Source organism: Rodentibacter rarus (assembly GCF_001998965.1).
Taxonomy (GTDB): domain Bacteria; phylum Pseudomonadota; class Gammaproteobacteria; order Enterobacterales; family Pasteurellaceae; genus Rodentibacter; species Rodentibacter rarus.
Map to the genome: position 1 here is coordinate 1 of NZ_MLHJ01000035.1, position 15,714 is coordinate 15,714.

A 15,714-nucleotide genomic window follows, 5' to 3' on the forward strand; every position below is an offset into this window, starting at 1 on the left:
GCAGTGTGTCCCTACGTTTATCATTTATTTTTGAACCGTGGCGAGAAATTCTTTGCGGGTGTCTCGGTCTTCTAAGAAAACCCCGCCATAAGCGGAGGTCACCGTATAGCTGTGGGTGTCTTTAATGCCACGGGCTTTCACACAAAAGTGGGTGGCTTTCACATAAACCGCCACATCATCAGTTTCTAAAATGGTTTGAAAAGCGGTGAGAAGTTGTTCGGTTAAACGCTCTTGCACTTGTGGACGTTGGGCAAAAAAGGACACAATTCGGTTAATTTTAGACAACCCAATCACCCAATCTTTCGGGTAGTACGCCACACAAACTTTGCCGTCAATAGTGACAAAATGATGCTCGCAGGTGCTGGTGAGTGTAATATCGTTGACTTGCACCATTTCACTCACTTTCATTTGATTTTTAATTTTTGTCATTTTCGGGAAATTGGCATAATCCATTCCACTGAAAATTTCATCAATAAACATTTTTGCCAAGCGGTGAGGGGTTTCTTCCAAACTGTCATCCGCCAAATCTAACCCGATGAGTTTCATCACTTCATTCATATGCTTGGCAATGCCAATGCGGCGTTCATCTTTATTTTGGTTCGGGTCAATCATTGGGGTTTCAATGCCTTTTTCTCTTAACGCATTTCTTACGCTTAAGGCATCGGGTGAAATTTCGCTCATAACAGTCTTTCCTAAAAAAATGATGGGCTATTCTAGCAAAGGATAGGCAGATCGTAAAATGAGAAAAATTGTGCATTTGAATGAATAAATCTTTAGGGATAAAATGACCGATAATTTTTCTCAAACTAAGGATTTTCCATGCTCACCTTGGATCAAGCACGCAATCAAATGCTGGAACAGCTTTCCTTTCCCTCAGTCATCGAAACCGTCAATTTACAAAATGCTGCCAATCGAATTTGTGCAGAGGATGTGATTTCACCGATTAATGTACCTTCTTTTGATAATTCAGCGATGGACGGCTATGCGGTGCGTTTATCCGATTTACACCAATCACTCACCCTTTCCGTGGTGGGGAAAGCCTTTGCTGGTCATCCTTTTCAAGGAGAATGGCCGTCGCAAAGTGCGGTCAGAATTATGACCGGTGCGATGATCCCTGAAGGCACTGATGCTGTGGTGATGCAAGAGCAAGTGCTGCTTAATGAGAATGGCACGATCACCTTATCTGAGCGTCCAAAGGCTCAGCAAAATATTCGCCGTATTGGTGAAGATGTGAAAAAAGGGGAAATAGTGTTGCCACAAGGCGCAGCGTTAAATGCGGTTTCATTGCCCCTGTTAGCCTCTCTTGGTATTGCTGAGGTGAAATGTTATCCACGTTTAAAAGTTGCCCTTCTTTCCACCGGTGATGAGTTGGTTGAGGTGGGAAAACCACTTCAATCGGGGCAAATTTATGATACCAATCGTTTCACGATTAAATTATTGCTTGAAAAACTCCATTGCGAGGTGCTGGATTTTGGCTTACTCCCGGATAATGAAACGGAATTTGAAAAGGCTTTTATGAATGCTCAAAAACAAGCCGATCTGGTGATAACCAGTGGGGGCGTTTCGGTGGGTGAGGCGGATTTCACCAAAACCGTGTTAGAAAAAGTGGGTAAAATCAATTTTTGGAAACTGGCAATTAAACCGGGTAAACCCTTTGCCTTTGGGCAACTTGAACAGGCTTGGTTTTGTGGCTTACCGGGTAATCCGGTTTCTGCTTTAGTCACCTTTTATCAACTGGTTCAACCTGTCATTGCGAAACTCCAAGGACAAAAATATTGGAAAAAACCACCGCACTTTTCGGCTATTGCAACAACGTATTTGAAAAAAGCACCGGGGCGTTTAGATTTCCAACGGGGTTTTTATCAAATCAATGCAGAAGGAAAAATTGAGGTGCAGCCTGTGGGCTTCCAAGGTTCACATTTATTCAGTGCCTTTGTGAAAAGCAATTGTTTTATTGTGTTAGAACAAGACAGAGGCAATGTGAACACCGGTGAGACCGTCACCATCGAACCTTTTAATCATTTATTAGGTTAAAAAATGACAACTCTCAGTTACGAAGAAGAACTACGCTACAACCGTCAAATCATTTTGAAATCGGTAGATTTTGACGGACAGGAAAAACTTAAAGAAAGCCGTATGCTGATTGTGGGCTTGGGCGGCTTAGGCTGTGCGGCGGCACAATATCTGGCGGCGGCAGGTGTTGGGCATTTAACCTTATTGGATTTCGACAGGGTTTCCCTTTCCAATCTTCAACGCCAAGTGTTGCATTGTGATGCCCGATTGAATATGGCGAAAGTGGAATCCGCTAAAATTGCCCTTGACCAAATTAATCCGAATGTTGAAATCCACACTATCAATGCCAAATTAGATGAGGAAAAACTCGCCGAAATTCTACCGCACTTTGATGTGGTGTTAGATTGCACCGATAACGTGGACATTCGCAATCAACTGGATCGCCAATGTGAAAAAGCAAAAATTCCTTTAATTTCCGGGGCGGCCATTCGCATGGAGGGGATGATTTCGGTGTTCACTTATGAACCTGATACCCCCACTTATCGTGATCTCAGCCGGCTTTTCGGACAAAATAGCCTAAGTTGTGTGGAAGCCGGTGTGCTTGCCCCTATTGTGGGGGTGATAGGCTCACTGCAAGCCTTAGAAGCCATTAAAGTGCGGTTAAATATCGGTAAGAATTTATGTGGTCGATTATTGATGATTGACGGGCTTTCTATGGCAATTCGGGAAATGGCATTGCCTAAAATGCCCTTTTCCGCCCGCTAATCGATGAAGAGAAAAAAGCCTGACAGTTTAAACTTCAGGCTTTTTTTTGTAGAATAGCGAGGTTTATTCGTCTTATCACGCCAAAAGGAAACACCATGAAAAAACATCACGTTGATGTCCTGATTTCTGAATCGGATGTTAAAGCCCGTATCGCCGCTTTAGGTGAAGAAATCACCACTTTTTATCAACAAAAATCAATTAATAAGCTGATTGTTGTCGGTTTATTACGAGGCTCATTTATGTTTATGGCAGATTTAGTCCGTGAATTAAAACTGCCGGTAGAAATTGAATTTATGACCACCTCAAGTTATGGCAGTGGGATGACAACAAACCATGATGTGAAGATCTCAAAAGATTTAGAAGGTGATATCCGTGGCGAACACGTTCTTATTGTAGAAGATATTATTGATACAGGTTATACCCTTGAAAAAGTCCGTGAAATTTTAAATTTACGGGATCCGGCAAGCCTCACTATTTGTACCTTATTAGATAAGCCTTCACGCCGTGAGGTCAGCGTGCCGGTGGAATGGGTGGGCTTTGAAATTCCCGATGAATTTGTGGTGGGTTATGGCATTGACTATGCCCAACGCCATCGTAATTTAGGCTACATTGGGAAAGTGGTATTAGAAGAATAATTTACTTAGAGGCATCATACTGATGCCTTTTTTCTCTCGCTGTGTCAGATTTTAGTCAATCACTCAAATCACTTTCCCATTCCCCCTTGTTTTCCTGAACATTTTCCCTATATCTTTGTCTAACCGCTCGCATATTTGGATACTCTCTTCTATTTCTACTTGGAGATTCTATGAAAAAAAGTCATTTTTTATTAAGTAGTATTGCATTAGGTTTAACGGTTTTAGGCACTTCTGTCAGCACACAAGCCAGCCTACCAAGTTTTATCACCGAACAAAACAGCCTTGCCCCAATGCTTGAAAAAGTACAACCGGCAGTGGTGACCCTTTCTGTGGAAGGCAAAACAAAACGCAATAGTCGTTCTGCATTGCCTGATGATCTTCCGGAAGAATTTCGATTTTTCTTTGGCGATCAATTCGCTGAACAGTTTGGCAATCGTGGGGGCGGGCGTAACTTCCGTGGCTTAGGTTCCGGTGTGATTATCAATGCGGATAAAGGCTATGTGTTAACCAACAATCACGTGATTAATGATGCCGATAAAATCAACGTCACCTTACAAGACGGGCGTGAATTTAAAGCCAAATTGGTCGGCAAAGACGAACAATCGGATATCGCTCTCATTCAAATTGAAAATCCAACAAATTTGACCGCACTTAAATTTGCTGATTCAGACAAATTGCGTGTGGGTGATTTCACGGTTGCCATTGGTAACCCATTCGGATTAGGGCAAACCGTTACTTCTGGTATTGTTTCCGCCCTCGGCCGCTCAACCGGGGCGGACAGCGGTGCTTATGAAAACTACATTCAAACCGATGCGGCGGTAAACCGTGGGAATTCCGGCGGCGCATTAGTGAATTTAAACGGCGAGTTAATCGGCATTAATACAGCCATTATCTCACCAAGTGGAGGGAATGCGGGCATTGCCTTTGCCATTCCGAGTAACCAAGCGAATAATATCGTTCAACAAATTTTAGAATTTGGCGAAGTCCGCCGTGGATTATTAGGCATCAAAGGCGGTGAATTAAATGCTGATTTAGCCAAAGCCTTTAATGTGAATGCCCAACAAGGGGCTTTCGTCAGCGAAGTGATCCCAAACTCTGCGGCAGAAAAAGCAGGCATTAAAGCGGGCGATGTGATTACCGCTATGAATGGTCAAAAAATTTCAAGCTTCGCAGAAATGCGTGCCAAAATTGCCACTTCCGGGGCCGGAAAAGAAATTGAACTAACCTATTTACGCGACGGTAAATCGCAAAATGTGAAGGTGACCTTACAAGCCGATGACGGAAAAGATCAAAGCGCAAGTAATGTTGAATTACCGGCATTAGATGGTGCACAGTTCAATAATTACAATGCGAAAGGTATCAAAGGAATTGAAATCACTAAAGTTCAACCGAATTCCCTTGCCGCACAACGTGGTTTGAAAACCGGCGATATTATTATCGGTATAAACCGTCAAGCCGTGGAATCAACCCAAGATTTACGCAAAATTTTAGAACAAAAACCTTCGGCGGTGGCACTCAATATTTTGCGTGGAAACAACAACTTTTATTTATTAGTACAATAAGTTAAAAGTGCGGTCAGTTTGAAGGCCAATTTTATAAAACGGTGTGTTATCTCCGGATAACATACCGTTTTTTCATGGGAAAATGCCTGCTTTTATGCTACAATTCGTGCAATTTTTTGGAGCTAAAAAGGAATACTCATGACGGATTCAATCCAATCCTCAATTACCCCTGTCAATATTGAAGAAGAACTCAAATCCTCCTATCTCGACTATGCGATGTCGGTCATTGTTGGACGTGCCTTACCTGATGTGCGTGACGGTTTAAAACCTGTGCATCGTCGTGTGCTGTTTTCCATGGACCGTGAAGGCAATACGGCAAATAAAAAATATGTCAAATCTGCCCGTGTGGTCGGGGATGTGATCGGTAAATATCACCCTCATGGTGATTCTGCCGTCTATGACACCATTGTCCGTATGGCACAACCGTTCTCGCTTCGTTATATGTTGGTAGACGGGCAAGGTAACTTTGGTTCGATTGATGGTGATGCCCCGGCTGCCATGCGTTATACCGAAGTGCGTATGCAAAAAATTACGCAAGCTTTGCTTACGGATTTGGATAAAGAAACCGTTAACTTCTCGCCAAACTATGATGGCGAATTAATGATTCCGGATGTTTTGCCTACCCGTATTCCGGCCCTACTGGCAAATGGTTCATCAGGTATTGCGGTGGGTATGGCAACCAATATTCCGCCTCACAACCTCAATGAAGTATTAAATGGTTGCTTAGCTTATATTGATAATAACGAAATTACCATTGATGAATTAATGCAACATATTCCGGGACCGGACTTCCCGACAGCTGCGTTAATTAATGGTCGCAAAGGGATCGAAGAAGCCTACCGCACCGGTCGTGGTAAAGTTTATGTTCGTGCCCGTGCAACCGTTGAAACCAACGACAAAGGCCGTGAACAAATTATCGTTTCAGAATTGCCTTATCAAGTAAACAAGGCAAAACTTGTAGAAAAAATTGCTGAGCTGATTCGTGAGAAAAAAATTGAGGGGATCAGTAACATTACCGACCTTTCAAACAAAGAAGGGATCCGCATTGAAATCGACATCAAACGGGATGCGGTCGGTGAAGTGGTGTTAAACCACCTTTATTCACTCACCCAAATGCAGGTCACTTTTGGGATCAATATGGTGGCATTGGATCACGGTCAGCCACGCTTATTTAACCTGAAAGAAATCATTGAAGCCTTCGTGCTACACCGCCGTGAAGTGGTTACCCGTCGTTCGATCTTTGAACTGCGCAAAGCCCGTGAACGTACCCATATCTTAGAGGGTTTAGCAGTAGCACGTTCTAATATTGACGAAATGATCGCCATCATTCGCAACTCTAAAAATCGGGAAGAAGCGGCCAACGCCATTAGTTCACGTTCTTGGGCGTTACATTCCGATATTATCAATTTACTTGATATCACTGCCCGTCCGGATGATCTTGAGGAAGGGCTAGGTATTCAAGGCGAACAATATTATCTATCGCCTGCGCAAGTTAATGCGATTTTAGAACTTCGTTTACATCGCTTAACCGGTATCGCTTTTGAAGAAGTGGTGAAAGAATACCAAGAGTTATTGGTGAAAATTGCCGATCTTCTTCATATTTTAGGCAGTGCCGAACGCTTAATGGAAGTAATTCGTGAAGAATTGGAAGAAGTAAAATCACAATTTGGCGATGAACGTTTAACGGAAATCACCACGGCTTCAGGGGATATTGATTTAGAGGATCTTATCGCTCAGGAAGATGTGGTGGTTACCCTTTCCCATGAAGGCTATGTGAAATACCAACCACTCACCGATTATGAAGCACAACGCCGGGGTGGAAAAGGCAAATCTGCCACGAAGATGAAAGAAGAAGATTTCATCGAAAAACTCTTAGTCGCCAATACCCATGACACCATCCTCTGTTTCTCAAGCCGAGGACGTTTATATTGGTTGAAAGTCTATCAGCTTCCACAAGCCAGCCGTGGCGCTCGTGGTCGTCCGATTGTCAATATTCTACCGCTACAAGAAAACGAACGTATCACAGCTATCTTACCGGTTTCGGCTTATGAGGAAGATAAATTTGTGGTGATGGCAACCGCAGGTGGGATTGTGAAGAAAATCGCCCTCACTGAATTCAGCCGCCCACGTTCAAGCGGTATTATCGCTTTAAATTTACGAGATGAAGATGAACTGATCGGTGTCGATATTACCGATGGCAATAACGAGATCATGTTGTTCTCTTCTCAAGGCCGTGTGGTACGTTTTGCTGAAACTGCCGTACGAGCAATGGGGCGCTTAGCCACTGGGGTTCGAGGGATCAAACTCGCTTTAACCAATGATATGTCAGAAGAGGAAAGTGCGGTCGAAATTGAAGAGGTTTCTGATGAAAATGCAGAAGAATCCTTAGATCTCAATATCGACAAAGTGGTTTCTTTAGTCATTCCGAAAGGCGAAGGGGCAATCCTCACCGCAACGCAAAACGGTTATGGTAAACGCACACAATTAAGTGAATACCCAACCAAATCCCGTAATACTAAAGGGGTGATATCCATTAAAGTGAGCGAACGTAACGGCAAAGTGGTCGCCGCCACCCAAGTGGAAGAAACGGATCAAATTATGCTGATCACCGATGCCGGCACTTTGGTTCGCACCCGTGTTAGCGAAGTCAGCATTGTCGGCCGTAACACACAAGGGGTTCGTTTAATCCGCACAGCGGAAAACGAGCAAGTGGTTAGCCTTGAGCGGGTGTGTGATATGGATGATGAAGACACTTCAGAGGAAATGGGGACAGGGGAATAATCAAAACGCTAAACCCCATTTATAAATCATATTGAATTTTTATGCTTAACTAAAAGAGCGGTCAGTTTTCCGGTATTTTATCAAAAATCCCGTCACACAAAGATCAACGTTGTATGACGGGATTTCTTTTTCCCTTAATTATCTTTTTGATAAAACCACACTAAAACAACTTCCCCTACCTAGTCGGCTTTCTATATTCAATGCAGTATTATATTTAGCAAAAATGAATTTGGTAATCGCAAGCCCTAGCCCGGTCCCTCCTGTTTCTCGTGATCGAGCATTATCAACACGATAGAAACGCTCGGTTAAACGGGGAATATGTTCTGCCGCAATTCCCACGCCGGTATCTTCTACCAAAAATTTAATTTGCTTATTTTCTAACGCAATGAGTTTAATTGTAATCGTGCCATTTTCCGGTGTATAGCGCACCGCATTAAACGTTAAGTTAGTAAAGGCACTGTATAATTCCGATGAAAGACCTCGAAACTCAATATTCGGGGAGATCTCCACGACAAATTGATGTTGTTCCTGAGACATACGCTTTGTTGCCTCAACAACCTGATTGACTAGATCGGAAAGGTTAAAATTCTGAATGTTTTTTTCATCCGTATACCCTCGTTCTAGGCGTGATACGGTGAGTAAATCTGACAGTAAATTTAACATTCTCTGCCCTTCTTTCTGCATTAACGACAAAAAATGCTGACGTTGTTCAACCGGTAAATCTGGCATATCTGCCAGCGTTTCGACAAAACCGTTGATAACGGTAAGTGGTGTACGTAATTCGTGAGAAACATTAGCCACAAAAGCGATTTGAGCCTCATCCAATCGGACTTTTTCTGTCATATCTTGGGTAATTAATAGTTCACTTTTCTGATTAAACGGAATGCGGGCTATTTGCACGACTGAGTTAAACCCACTATCCCCTTGTAGATTTAGTCGTAGTTCCAACGGTTTTTTTTCTAACTTTTCTTGTAGGAAATGTTGAAACTCAGGCATTCGGATTAGGTTTTGCAAAATACTACCGAGATCATTGTGATAATTAAGATTGAGATGCTGACATACCAAAGGATTAAACCATTCAATTCTCCCCTCTGTGAGAATAATGATACCATTCGGAATCGCTTCAACCATTCGATTAAATCGCACTAATGAAGCGGAAAGCGCTTCTTTGCGCTTTAAACCGGCTTTGCGCAATGCAATAATCTTCTCAAATAGCCGTCCCCAAATCCCCCATCCCTGTAAACTTTTCTGAGGATTATTCAGCCAATTAAGTAATCGAATAAAATAGAAAAACTGCCAAAAAAGACAACAACTAAGTAGAGCGATCAGCGTGATGAGTACGACTTCCATCCCAAAAGCAAGATAGCTGATACCGGCTACGATAATCAATAACAAAGCAAAACGAAGTAGCGTTGAAAATAGTAAAGTCATTATGTTTCTTCCGTATTAAAACGGTAGCCGGAACCTCTTACGGTTTGCAATAGGCTATCCAATTGACTTGGTTCAAGGGCTTGGCGTAAACGCCGAATATGTACATCAATTGTTCGTTCTTCCATAAAAACATGATCTCCCCAAACAAAATCAAGTAGCTGTGTACGGCTATATAAGCGATTGGGGTGAGTCATAAAAAAATGCAATAGTTTAAATTCCGTTGCCCCCAAAATGAGTGATATGCCATTTCCCATCACCGTTTTATTGATAGGATCAAGGATTAAGCCTTTCATTTCAATGGGCTTTTCTGTTTTATGGGGGGCATAACGGCGTAAAAAGGCATTCACTCGAGCAACCAATTCACGCGGCGAAAAGGGTTTCGTTACATAATCGTCAGCACCTGTATTCAACCCTTTTTCCTTATCAAGTTCATCACTGCGAGCAGTTAATAAAATAATCGGCAAGTTTTGTGTTCGTGAGTGAGCACGCAATTCTTTGATAAATTCCACGCCTGAAACACCGGGTAACATCCAGTCCAACAGGATAAGCTGTGGCAGTTGACGATTAATTAAGGTTCTCGCTTGCACAACATTTTCGGCACTACGCACCTCAAAGCCGGCTTGTTCTAATGTGAATCGGATCAATGTTGTAATCGAATTTTCATCTTCAACGATTAAAATATTTGCTTTTGACATAGTGTTTTCCTTGAAAAGAACCGTAAAATTGACCGCACTTTTATGCTAAAAATTTAACCAAATTTTCCGGTAATATAATCTTCCGTTTCTTTTCGTGCCGGTTTCGTGAAAATCTGTTTCGTCTCCCCCATTTCAATTAATTCACCAAGATACATATATGCCGTCATATCTGAAACTCGCGCAGCTTGTTGCATATTGTGAGTGACAATCGCAATGGTGTAGTCATTTTTCAATTCACTGATCAATTCTTCAATATAAGCGGTTGAAATAGGGTCAAGGGCTGAAGTGGGTTCATCAAGCAGCAATACCTCCGGCTGACAGGCAATCGCACGAGCAATACATAAACGTTGTTGCTGTCCGCCGGAAAGTGAGTTGCCGGATTGTTTGAGTTTATCTTTCACCTCGCTCCACAAGGCTGATTTGCGTAACGCCCATTCTACACGCTCGTCCAAATCACTTTTACTGAGCTTTTCATAAAGTTTTACACCGAAGGTAACATTATCGTAAATTGACATCGGGAAAGGTGTCGGTTTTTGAAATACCATCCCCACCTTTGCCCGTAGCAAATGGACATCCACATCAGAGGTGAGGATATTTTTTCCGTCTAACAATAATTCACCTTCGGCATACATATTCGGGTAAAGATCATACATCCGATTGAAAATGCGGAGTAATGTTGATTTACCACAACCGGAAGGACCAATAAATGCGGTGACTTTTTTATTTAAAATATCGACATTAATATTTTTTAGAGCGTGAAATTGCCCATAATAAAAATTTAAGTTTTTCGCTGAAAGTTTTGTTGTCATCATGTATCCCTTAGTGTTTTTTACGTCCTAAAATTCTTGCTGAAATATTTGCCAATAGCACAATGAGGGCGATTAATAAGGCCCCTGACCATGCCAATGCCTGCCAATCGTTATAGGGGCTCATGGCAAATTGGTAAATTACATTCGGTAAGTTTGCAATTGGCTGATCCATATTAGAACTAAAGAACTGATTATTTAATGCGGTAAAAAGTAGTGGTGCGGTTTCACCTGAAATTCGGGCAAATGCAAGAAGTACACCGGTTAATATACCTGTTTTTGCCGCTTTGAGTGTCACCATTGAAACCATTTTCCATTTAGGTGTGCCTAACGCATAAGCGGCCTCCCGCAAACTATTCGGTACCAGTTTGAGCATATTTTCGGTGGTACGCACGACAACCGGAATCACTAATAATGAAAGCGACAATGACCCTGCCCAACCGGAGAAATGACCTTGTTTTACTACAATAATGCCGTAAATAAACAATCCGATAACAATTGAAGGAGCTGAAAGCAAAATATCGTTCATAAAACGTGTCATACTTGCCATTTTGCTGTGGCGACCAAACTCAGCGAGGTAAATACCGGTTAAGATGCCAATAGGTGTGCCGATAAACAGACCAAATGCCGTAATAAGTAAACTTCCCCAAATTGCATTGCGTAAACCGCCTCCGGCTTCCGGAGGAAGGGTATCGACACGGAAAAGTTGTAAATCTAAGCCGCTAATTCCTTGTCCAAGTAAAGTGTATAAAATCCAACCTAACCAAAATAGACCAAATCCCATCATTAACCAAGCAAGAAATAAACAAATACGATTTATCCATCTGCGGCGTGCATATAACGAGCGATTCATAAGATGTTTCATTTAACGGCCCTCGTGTTTTTCCATTCTTAATAACATCAGTTTTGATAAGCACAATACGGTGAAGGTAATCACGAATAGAATTAAACCAAGATAAAGTAACGAAGATAAATGCATTGGATCAACCGCTTCAGCAAATTCATTAGCAAGAGCGGAGGTGATGGATACACCTGAATTATTCAAACTCGCACTGATATTAAAGGTATTCCCTATAATAAACGTCACAGCCATGGTTTCGCCTAATGCACGTCCTAGCCCCAAAATAACGCCACCCACTACGCCAACTTTGGTATAAGGCAATACAACGTGACGAATGACTTCCCATCTCGTACAGCCTAAACCATAAGCCGATTCTTTTAACATTGTTGGCGTTACCTCAAACACATCACGCATAACAGAAGCAATATAAGGAATAATCATAATGGCAAGAATTAAACCGGCAGGAAATAAGCCAATACCCATAGGAATACCATCAAACAAAACGCCAATTAAAGGTAGATAACTAAAGTGTTCAATCATAAATGGCTGGATCGTTTCCGAGAAAATCGGAGCAAAAACGAAAAGTCCCCACATACCATAGATAATTGAAGGGATACCGGCTAAAAGTTCAACCGCAATGCTTAATGGGCGACGTAAAACCGTTGGACAAAGCTCCGTTAAAAAGATCGCGATGCCAAAACTGACGGGAACCGCAATCAATAATGCAATTACCGATGTCACGAGTGTTCCGTAAATCGGTGCTAACGCACCATATTGGCTTTGTACCGTATCCCATTCATCTGATGTAAAAAAGCCCATACCAAATGCTTGCATTGCAGGATAGGCACCAATAATCAACGAAAGCAAAATACCGCTTAAACTTGCTAAGACGAATAATGCAAAGAAGCGAGTCGTATTAACAAAAACTAAGTCAATCAATGCTTGTAGTTTCAGTTTTTGGGAAATGATCATTATTTTTCCTTAAAACTGCCCTTCCTGACTCTTTATTTGTCTGGAAGGGCTTGTTTTTATTTTAAATTAATATTTTTCCACTCTTCACGGACCAGTTCTTTAACATTCTCGGGAAGTGGTACATAATCCAATTTTTGTGCTTGTTCATCACCTTTACGATACGCCCAGTCGAAGAAGTTCAATACTGTTTCGCCACGTTGTTTATCCGATACTTCTTTTGGGATGAGGATAAAAGTTGCGGCAGCAAGAGGCCATGCTTCAGCGTCTGATTGATTAGTTAATACTAAGCTAAAACCTTTGGTTTTACGCCAATCCACATTCGCAGCAGCGGCGAAACTCTTTTGAGAAGGAAGGACAAAATTCCCTGCCGCATTTTTTAGCTGAACATAGGACATTTTATTTTGTTTTGCATAAGCATATTCCACATAACCAATTGAGTTTTTCACCCGTCCGACATAAATTGATACCCCTTCATTACCTTTGCCTGCTGCACCACTGGCAGAAGTCGGCCATTTCACTGTATTTGCCGCCCCAACTTTCTCCTTCCAATCCCGCGATACTTGACTTAAATAATGGGTAAAAATAAAACTGGTGCCGGAACCATCGGCACGGAATACTGTCGTGATACGTCCATCAGGTAAATTCAGATCTGGGTTAATTGCTTTGATTTTTTCATCATTCCACTTAGTAATGTTACCCAAGTAAATGTCTGAAAGCAGTTCACCCGTTAGTTTCAATTGACCGGGTTCAATTCCTTCAATATTCACAACAGGCACCACACCACCAATCACCGTTGGAAATTGAATAAGCTCATTCTTTTTAAGCTCTTCTTTCATCGGTGAATCCGAGGCACCAAAATCTACCGTGCGAGAAATAATTTGTTTCACTCCACCGGATGAACCAATAGATTGATAGTTCACTTGATTGCCCGTTTCTGACTTATAATTCATTGCCCATTGTACATAGATTGGTTGTGGGAACGATGCACCGGCTCCCGTGACGTTTGTCGCATTTGCCACTTGGCTAAATGCAAAAACAGATAATGCTGCGGTTAAGGTTAGGGTACGAAGTTTCATACTATTCTCCTTGGTTTTAGATTATGTGCTTATCACGCAAAGCAAAATAACAAAAAAATATTTCAGGAATATGACAATCCCCATTTATTTTAAATTTGATTCAATTTCCTCCAGCCCTTTATGGCGAATATCAATACCACGCACCAAATAGACAATATGTTCCGCCATATTTTTTGCATGATCTCCAATACGCTCAACGGCTTTATTCATCATCATGACATCAATCCAAGTGCTAATGCTTTTCGGATCTTCAAAAATGTTTGTCATCAGCACCCGCAACTGATTACGATAATCTGTATCTAATTTTTCATCAGATATTCTTAACGCAACTACCGCACTTTCATCTAATCGTGCAAAGGCATCTAAAGCACTGCGAATCATTGTCGATGCCATATCCAAAATACGATGCGTGTCATATAGCCCTGTGGCCGAAATTTTATTATTAATCAATAAATTATGCGTATAATAGGCAATCTTTTTCAATTCATCGCCAACACGCTCTAAATCGACAATCATACGTGTAACGGTTAATACAAAGCGTAAATCCCCTGCTGCCGGTTGACGGCGGGCAATAATCGTTTGGCAGTGATCATCAATTAATTCTTCCATTTCATTAATTTTTTGCTCGCTTTCCCGTATTTCGGGAAGTCCTTGGGGGTTGGCACGGCTCATACTTTGTAAAATGACTTGAATTTGTTGTTCAATAATCCCCCCCATTTGCATCACTTCAGTGCGCACATCTTCAAGTTCTTGGTTAAAATGTGATGAAATATGTTGATTTTTCATAAAAATTCCTTACAAACAGTAAATCACGGAAACAAGTATAACGAGAAAATATTTCAAAAATATGACAAAAATATGAGGTTTCGATTTGTCTGAAAATACTTCTTCTAACAGTGGGGGGGGGTGAGAGGTTCAGGAGGTTAGAATGAAAAGTGCGGTCAAAAAAATCAATGTTTTTTATGGCCGCACTTTTTCTTTAGGGATTCACCGGTTTAACAATTTCACTTGGATAGCAACCTAAGATTTTTAAGTAATGACTGTAATCTTTCAATTCTTCCAAGGCCTTTTGTGTTTCCGGATGGTGAATATTTGCCTCGATTTCTAAATAAAACATTTCTTCCCAAGGCTTGCCATAAATCGGGCGGGACTCAAGCTTCGTCATATTAATTTGATATTTTTTGAATACCAAAAGCGCATCAACTAAAGCGCCCGCTTTTTGTGGCGTAGTCATCAACAATAAGGTTTTTGTTGGAATTTGAGGGGAAACTTCACGGGGTTCTTTTGCGATAACAATAAAACGTGTGATGTTATTCTCTTGATTCGCAATGTTATTTTTCAACACCGTTAATCCATAGAGTTTGCCCCCGTCTTCATTTCCAAGGGCGGCTATATTGGGTTTATTTAAACTTGAAACCAGCTGCATGGCGTGCGAACTGCTTTCACAATACTCAATATGAACCCGCTCTAAACTTTGAATAAATTGGCTACATTGCTGTATGACCTGTGGATGGCTATACAAGGTATCAATTTGACTTAAATCTCTTGTGCCATTGACTAAAACGCAATGTTTAATCGGATAGGCAAGCTCACCAATCAAGGATAAATCCGTATGCTGAAGCAGATCATAAACTTCATTAATCGCACCCGAGGTGGTATTTTCTAAAGGAAGAATCCCCACATCCGCCTCGCCGTTTTTCACTTTTTCAAAGACTTGATCAAAGGATTGACAGCCCAGTTCGACAAACTGCTTTTGGTAGCGTGCGGCATAATTCCGTGCCGCTAAATTAGAATAAGACCCCCGTTTTCCTAAAAAAGCGATATGCAAATTTTGGGCACGCTGCTCATTTAATTTATTTTGTAAATAAACCTGCTGAGTTAATACGGAATCTTCAATAATCTTTTGAAAAACAGCCGTAATGTATTGGGGTTCCAGCTGATAGTTTTCATTCTCCGCAAACTGAACGAGATCTTGCAAAAGCTCTTGCTCACGTTTTTCATCCCGCAAAGATTTTTGTGTGATTTCTTTGCTTCTTACCACATCAAAAGCCAAACGATGACGTTCAGAGAGCAATTTTAAAAGGTTTCGATCAATCTGTGTGATAAGTTGTCGAATTTCAGACAATTCTAAAGCCAT

Annotated in this window: 14 protein-coding genes; 5 read left to right on the top strand and 9 right to left on the bottom strand. The window is 41.5% G+C overall.

Features of this window, described 5'->3' with window-relative positions; translation table 11 throughout:
* Positions 1–24 precede the first annotated feature (24 nt).
* Complete coding sequence (gene folE / locus BKK50_RS04465; RefSeq protein ID WP_077415716.1) at positions 25–681, bottom strand: GTP cyclohydrolase I FolE; 657 nt, start codon at positions 679–681, stop codon at positions 25–27.
* A 138-nt stretch (positions 682–819) separates the two neighbouring features.
* On the opposite strand from folE, the gene moeA reads away from it, so the two are divergent.
* From moeA to gyrA, 5 genes are all read left to right on the top strand, one after another.
* On the top strand, positions 820–2,034 hold the full coding sequence (gene moeA, locus BKK50_RS04470) for a molybdopterin molybdotransferase MoeA (RefSeq protein WP_077415718.1): 1,215 nt from the start codon (positions 820–822) through the stop codon (positions 2,032–2,034).
* Between the two features lie 3 nt (positions 2,035–2,037).
* On the top strand, positions 2,038–2,778 hold the full coding sequence (moeB, locus tag BKK50_RS04475) for a molybdopterin-synthase adenylyltransferase MoeB (protein WP_077415720.1): 741 nt from the start codon (positions 2,038–2,040) through the stop codon (positions 2,776–2,778).
* A gap of 95 nt (positions 2,779–2,873) precedes the next feature.
* On the top strand, positions 2,874–3,413 hold the full coding sequence (hpt, locus tag BKK50_RS04480; RefSeq protein ID WP_077415722.1) for a hypoxanthine phosphoribosyltransferase: 540 nt from the start codon (positions 2,874–2,876) through the stop codon (positions 3,411–3,413).
* A 170-nt stretch (positions 3,414–3,583) separates the two neighbouring features.
* Complete coding sequence (locus BKK50_RS04485; RefSeq protein WP_077415724.1) at positions 3,584–4,975, top strand: DegQ family serine endoprotease; 1,392 nt, start codon at positions 3,584–3,586, stop codon at positions 4,973–4,975.
* 138 nt (positions 4,976–5,113) lie between these two features.
* On the top strand, positions 5,114–7,756 hold the full coding sequence (gene gyrA / locus BKK50_RS04490; protein WP_077415726.1) for a DNA topoisomerase (ATP-hydrolyzing) subunit A: 2,643 nt from the start codon (positions 5,114–5,116) through the stop codon (positions 7,754–7,756).
* 138 nt (positions 7,757–7,894) lie between these two features.
* Here gyrA and phoR read toward each other — a convergent pair whose 3' ends face one another.
* From phoR to BKK50_RS04530, 8 genes are all read right to left on the bottom strand, one after another.
* Positions 7,895–9,187 (bottom strand): phosphate regulon sensor histidine kinase PhoR, encoded by a 1,293-nt coding sequence (gene phoR / locus BKK50_RS04495; protein WP_077415728.1) that lies wholly within the window; start codon positions 9,185–9,187, stop codon positions 7,895–7,897.
* Positions 9,187–9,882 (bottom strand): phosphate regulon transcriptional regulator PhoB, encoded by a 696-nt coding sequence (gene phoB, locus BKK50_RS04500; protein ID WP_077415730.1) that lies wholly within the window; start codon positions 9,880–9,882, stop codon positions 9,187–9,189. Before phoB ends, phoR begins: the two co-directional genes overlap by 1 nt.
* 53 nt (positions 9,883–9,935) lie before the next feature.
* Positions 9,936–10,691, bottom strand: a complete 756-nt coding sequence (gene pstB / locus BKK50_RS04505) for a phosphate ABC transporter ATP-binding protein PstB (protein ID WP_143529754.1) — start codon at positions 10,689–10,691, stop codon at positions 9,936–9,938.
* 10 nt (positions 10,692–10,701) lie between these two features.
* Positions 10,702–11,553, bottom strand: a complete 852-nt coding sequence (gene pstA / locus BKK50_RS04510) for a phosphate ABC transporter permease PstA (RefSeq protein ID WP_143529755.1) — start codon at positions 11,551–11,553, stop codon at positions 10,702–10,704.
* A complete protein-coding gene (gene pstC / locus BKK50_RS04515) occupies positions 11,554–12,501 on the bottom strand; it encodes a phosphate ABC transporter permease subunit PstC (protein ID WP_077415734.1) in 948 nt (315 codons plus the stop codon).
* 56 nt (positions 12,502–12,557) lie between these two features.
* Positions 12,558–13,577: a phosphate ABC transporter substrate-binding protein PstS gene (gene pstS, locus BKK50_RS04520; protein ID WP_077415736.1), complete on the bottom strand. Its 1,020-nt coding sequence runs from the start codon at positions 13,575–13,577 to the stop codon at positions 12,558–12,560.
* A gap of 84 nt (positions 13,578–13,661) precedes the next feature.
* Positions 13,662–14,363, bottom strand: coding sequence for a phosphate signaling complex protein PhoU (phoU, locus tag BKK50_RS04525; RefSeq protein ID WP_077415738.1), 702 nt, complete (start codon positions 14,361–14,363; stop codon positions 13,662–13,664).
* Between the two features lie 193 nt (positions 14,364–14,556).
* Complete coding sequence (locus BKK50_RS04530) at positions 14,557–15,714, bottom strand: chorismate mutase (RefSeq protein ID WP_077415740.1); 1,158 nt, start codon at positions 15,712–15,714, stop codon at positions 14,557–14,559.

Excerpts from the sequence above, each read along its gene's own strand:
- folE (WP_077415716.1), bottom strand. The coding sequence starts at position 681 with ATGAGCGAAATTTCACCCGATGCCTTAAGCGTAAGAAATGCGTTAAGA.
- moeA (WP_077415718.1), top strand. The coding sequence starts at position 820 with ATGCTCACCTTGGATCAAGCACGCAATCAAATGCTGGAACAGCTTTCC.
- moeB (WP_077415720.1), top strand. The coding sequence starts at position 2,038 with ATGACAACTCTCAGTTACGAAGAAGAACTACGCTACAACCGTCAAATC.
- hpt (WP_077415722.1), top strand. The coding sequence starts at position 2,874 with ATGAAAAAACATCACGTTGATGTCCTGATTTCTGAATCGGATGTTAAA.
- BKK50_RS04485 (WP_077415724.1), top strand. The coding sequence starts at position 3,584 with ATGAAAAAAAGTCATTTTTTATTAAGTAGTATTGCATTAGGTTTAACG.
- gyrA (WP_077415726.1), top strand. The coding sequence starts at position 5,114 with ATGACGGATTCAATCCAATCCTCAATTACCCCTGTCAATATTGAAGAA.
- phoR (WP_077415728.1), bottom strand. The coding sequence starts at position 9,187 with ATGACTTTACTATTTTCAACGCTACTTCGTTTTGCTTTGTTATTGATT.
- phoB (WP_077415730.1), bottom strand. The coding sequence starts at position 9,882 with ATGTCAAAAGCAAATATTTTAATCGTTGAAGATGAAAATTCGATTACA.
- pstB (WP_143529754.1), bottom strand. The coding sequence starts at position 10,691 with ATGACAACAAAACTTTCAGCGAAAAACTTAAATTTTTATTATGGGCAA.
- pstA (WP_143529755.1), bottom strand. The coding sequence starts at position 11,553 with ATGAAACATCTTATGAATCGCTCGTTATATGCACGCCGCAGATGGATA.
- pstC (WP_077415734.1), bottom strand. The coding sequence starts at position 12,501 with ATGATCATTTCCCAAAAACTGAAACTACAAGCATTGATTGACTTAGTT.
- pstS (WP_077415736.1), bottom strand. The coding sequence starts at position 13,577 with ATGAAACTTCGTACCCTAACCTTAACCGCAGCATTATCTGTTTTTGCA.
- phoU (WP_077415738.1), bottom strand. The coding sequence starts at position 14,363 with ATGAAAAATCAACATATTTCATCACATTTTAACCAAGAACTTGAAGAT.
- BKK50_RS04530 (WP_077415740.1), bottom strand. The coding sequence starts at position 15,714 with ATGGCTTTAGAATTGTCTGAAATTCGACAACTTATCACACAGATTGAT.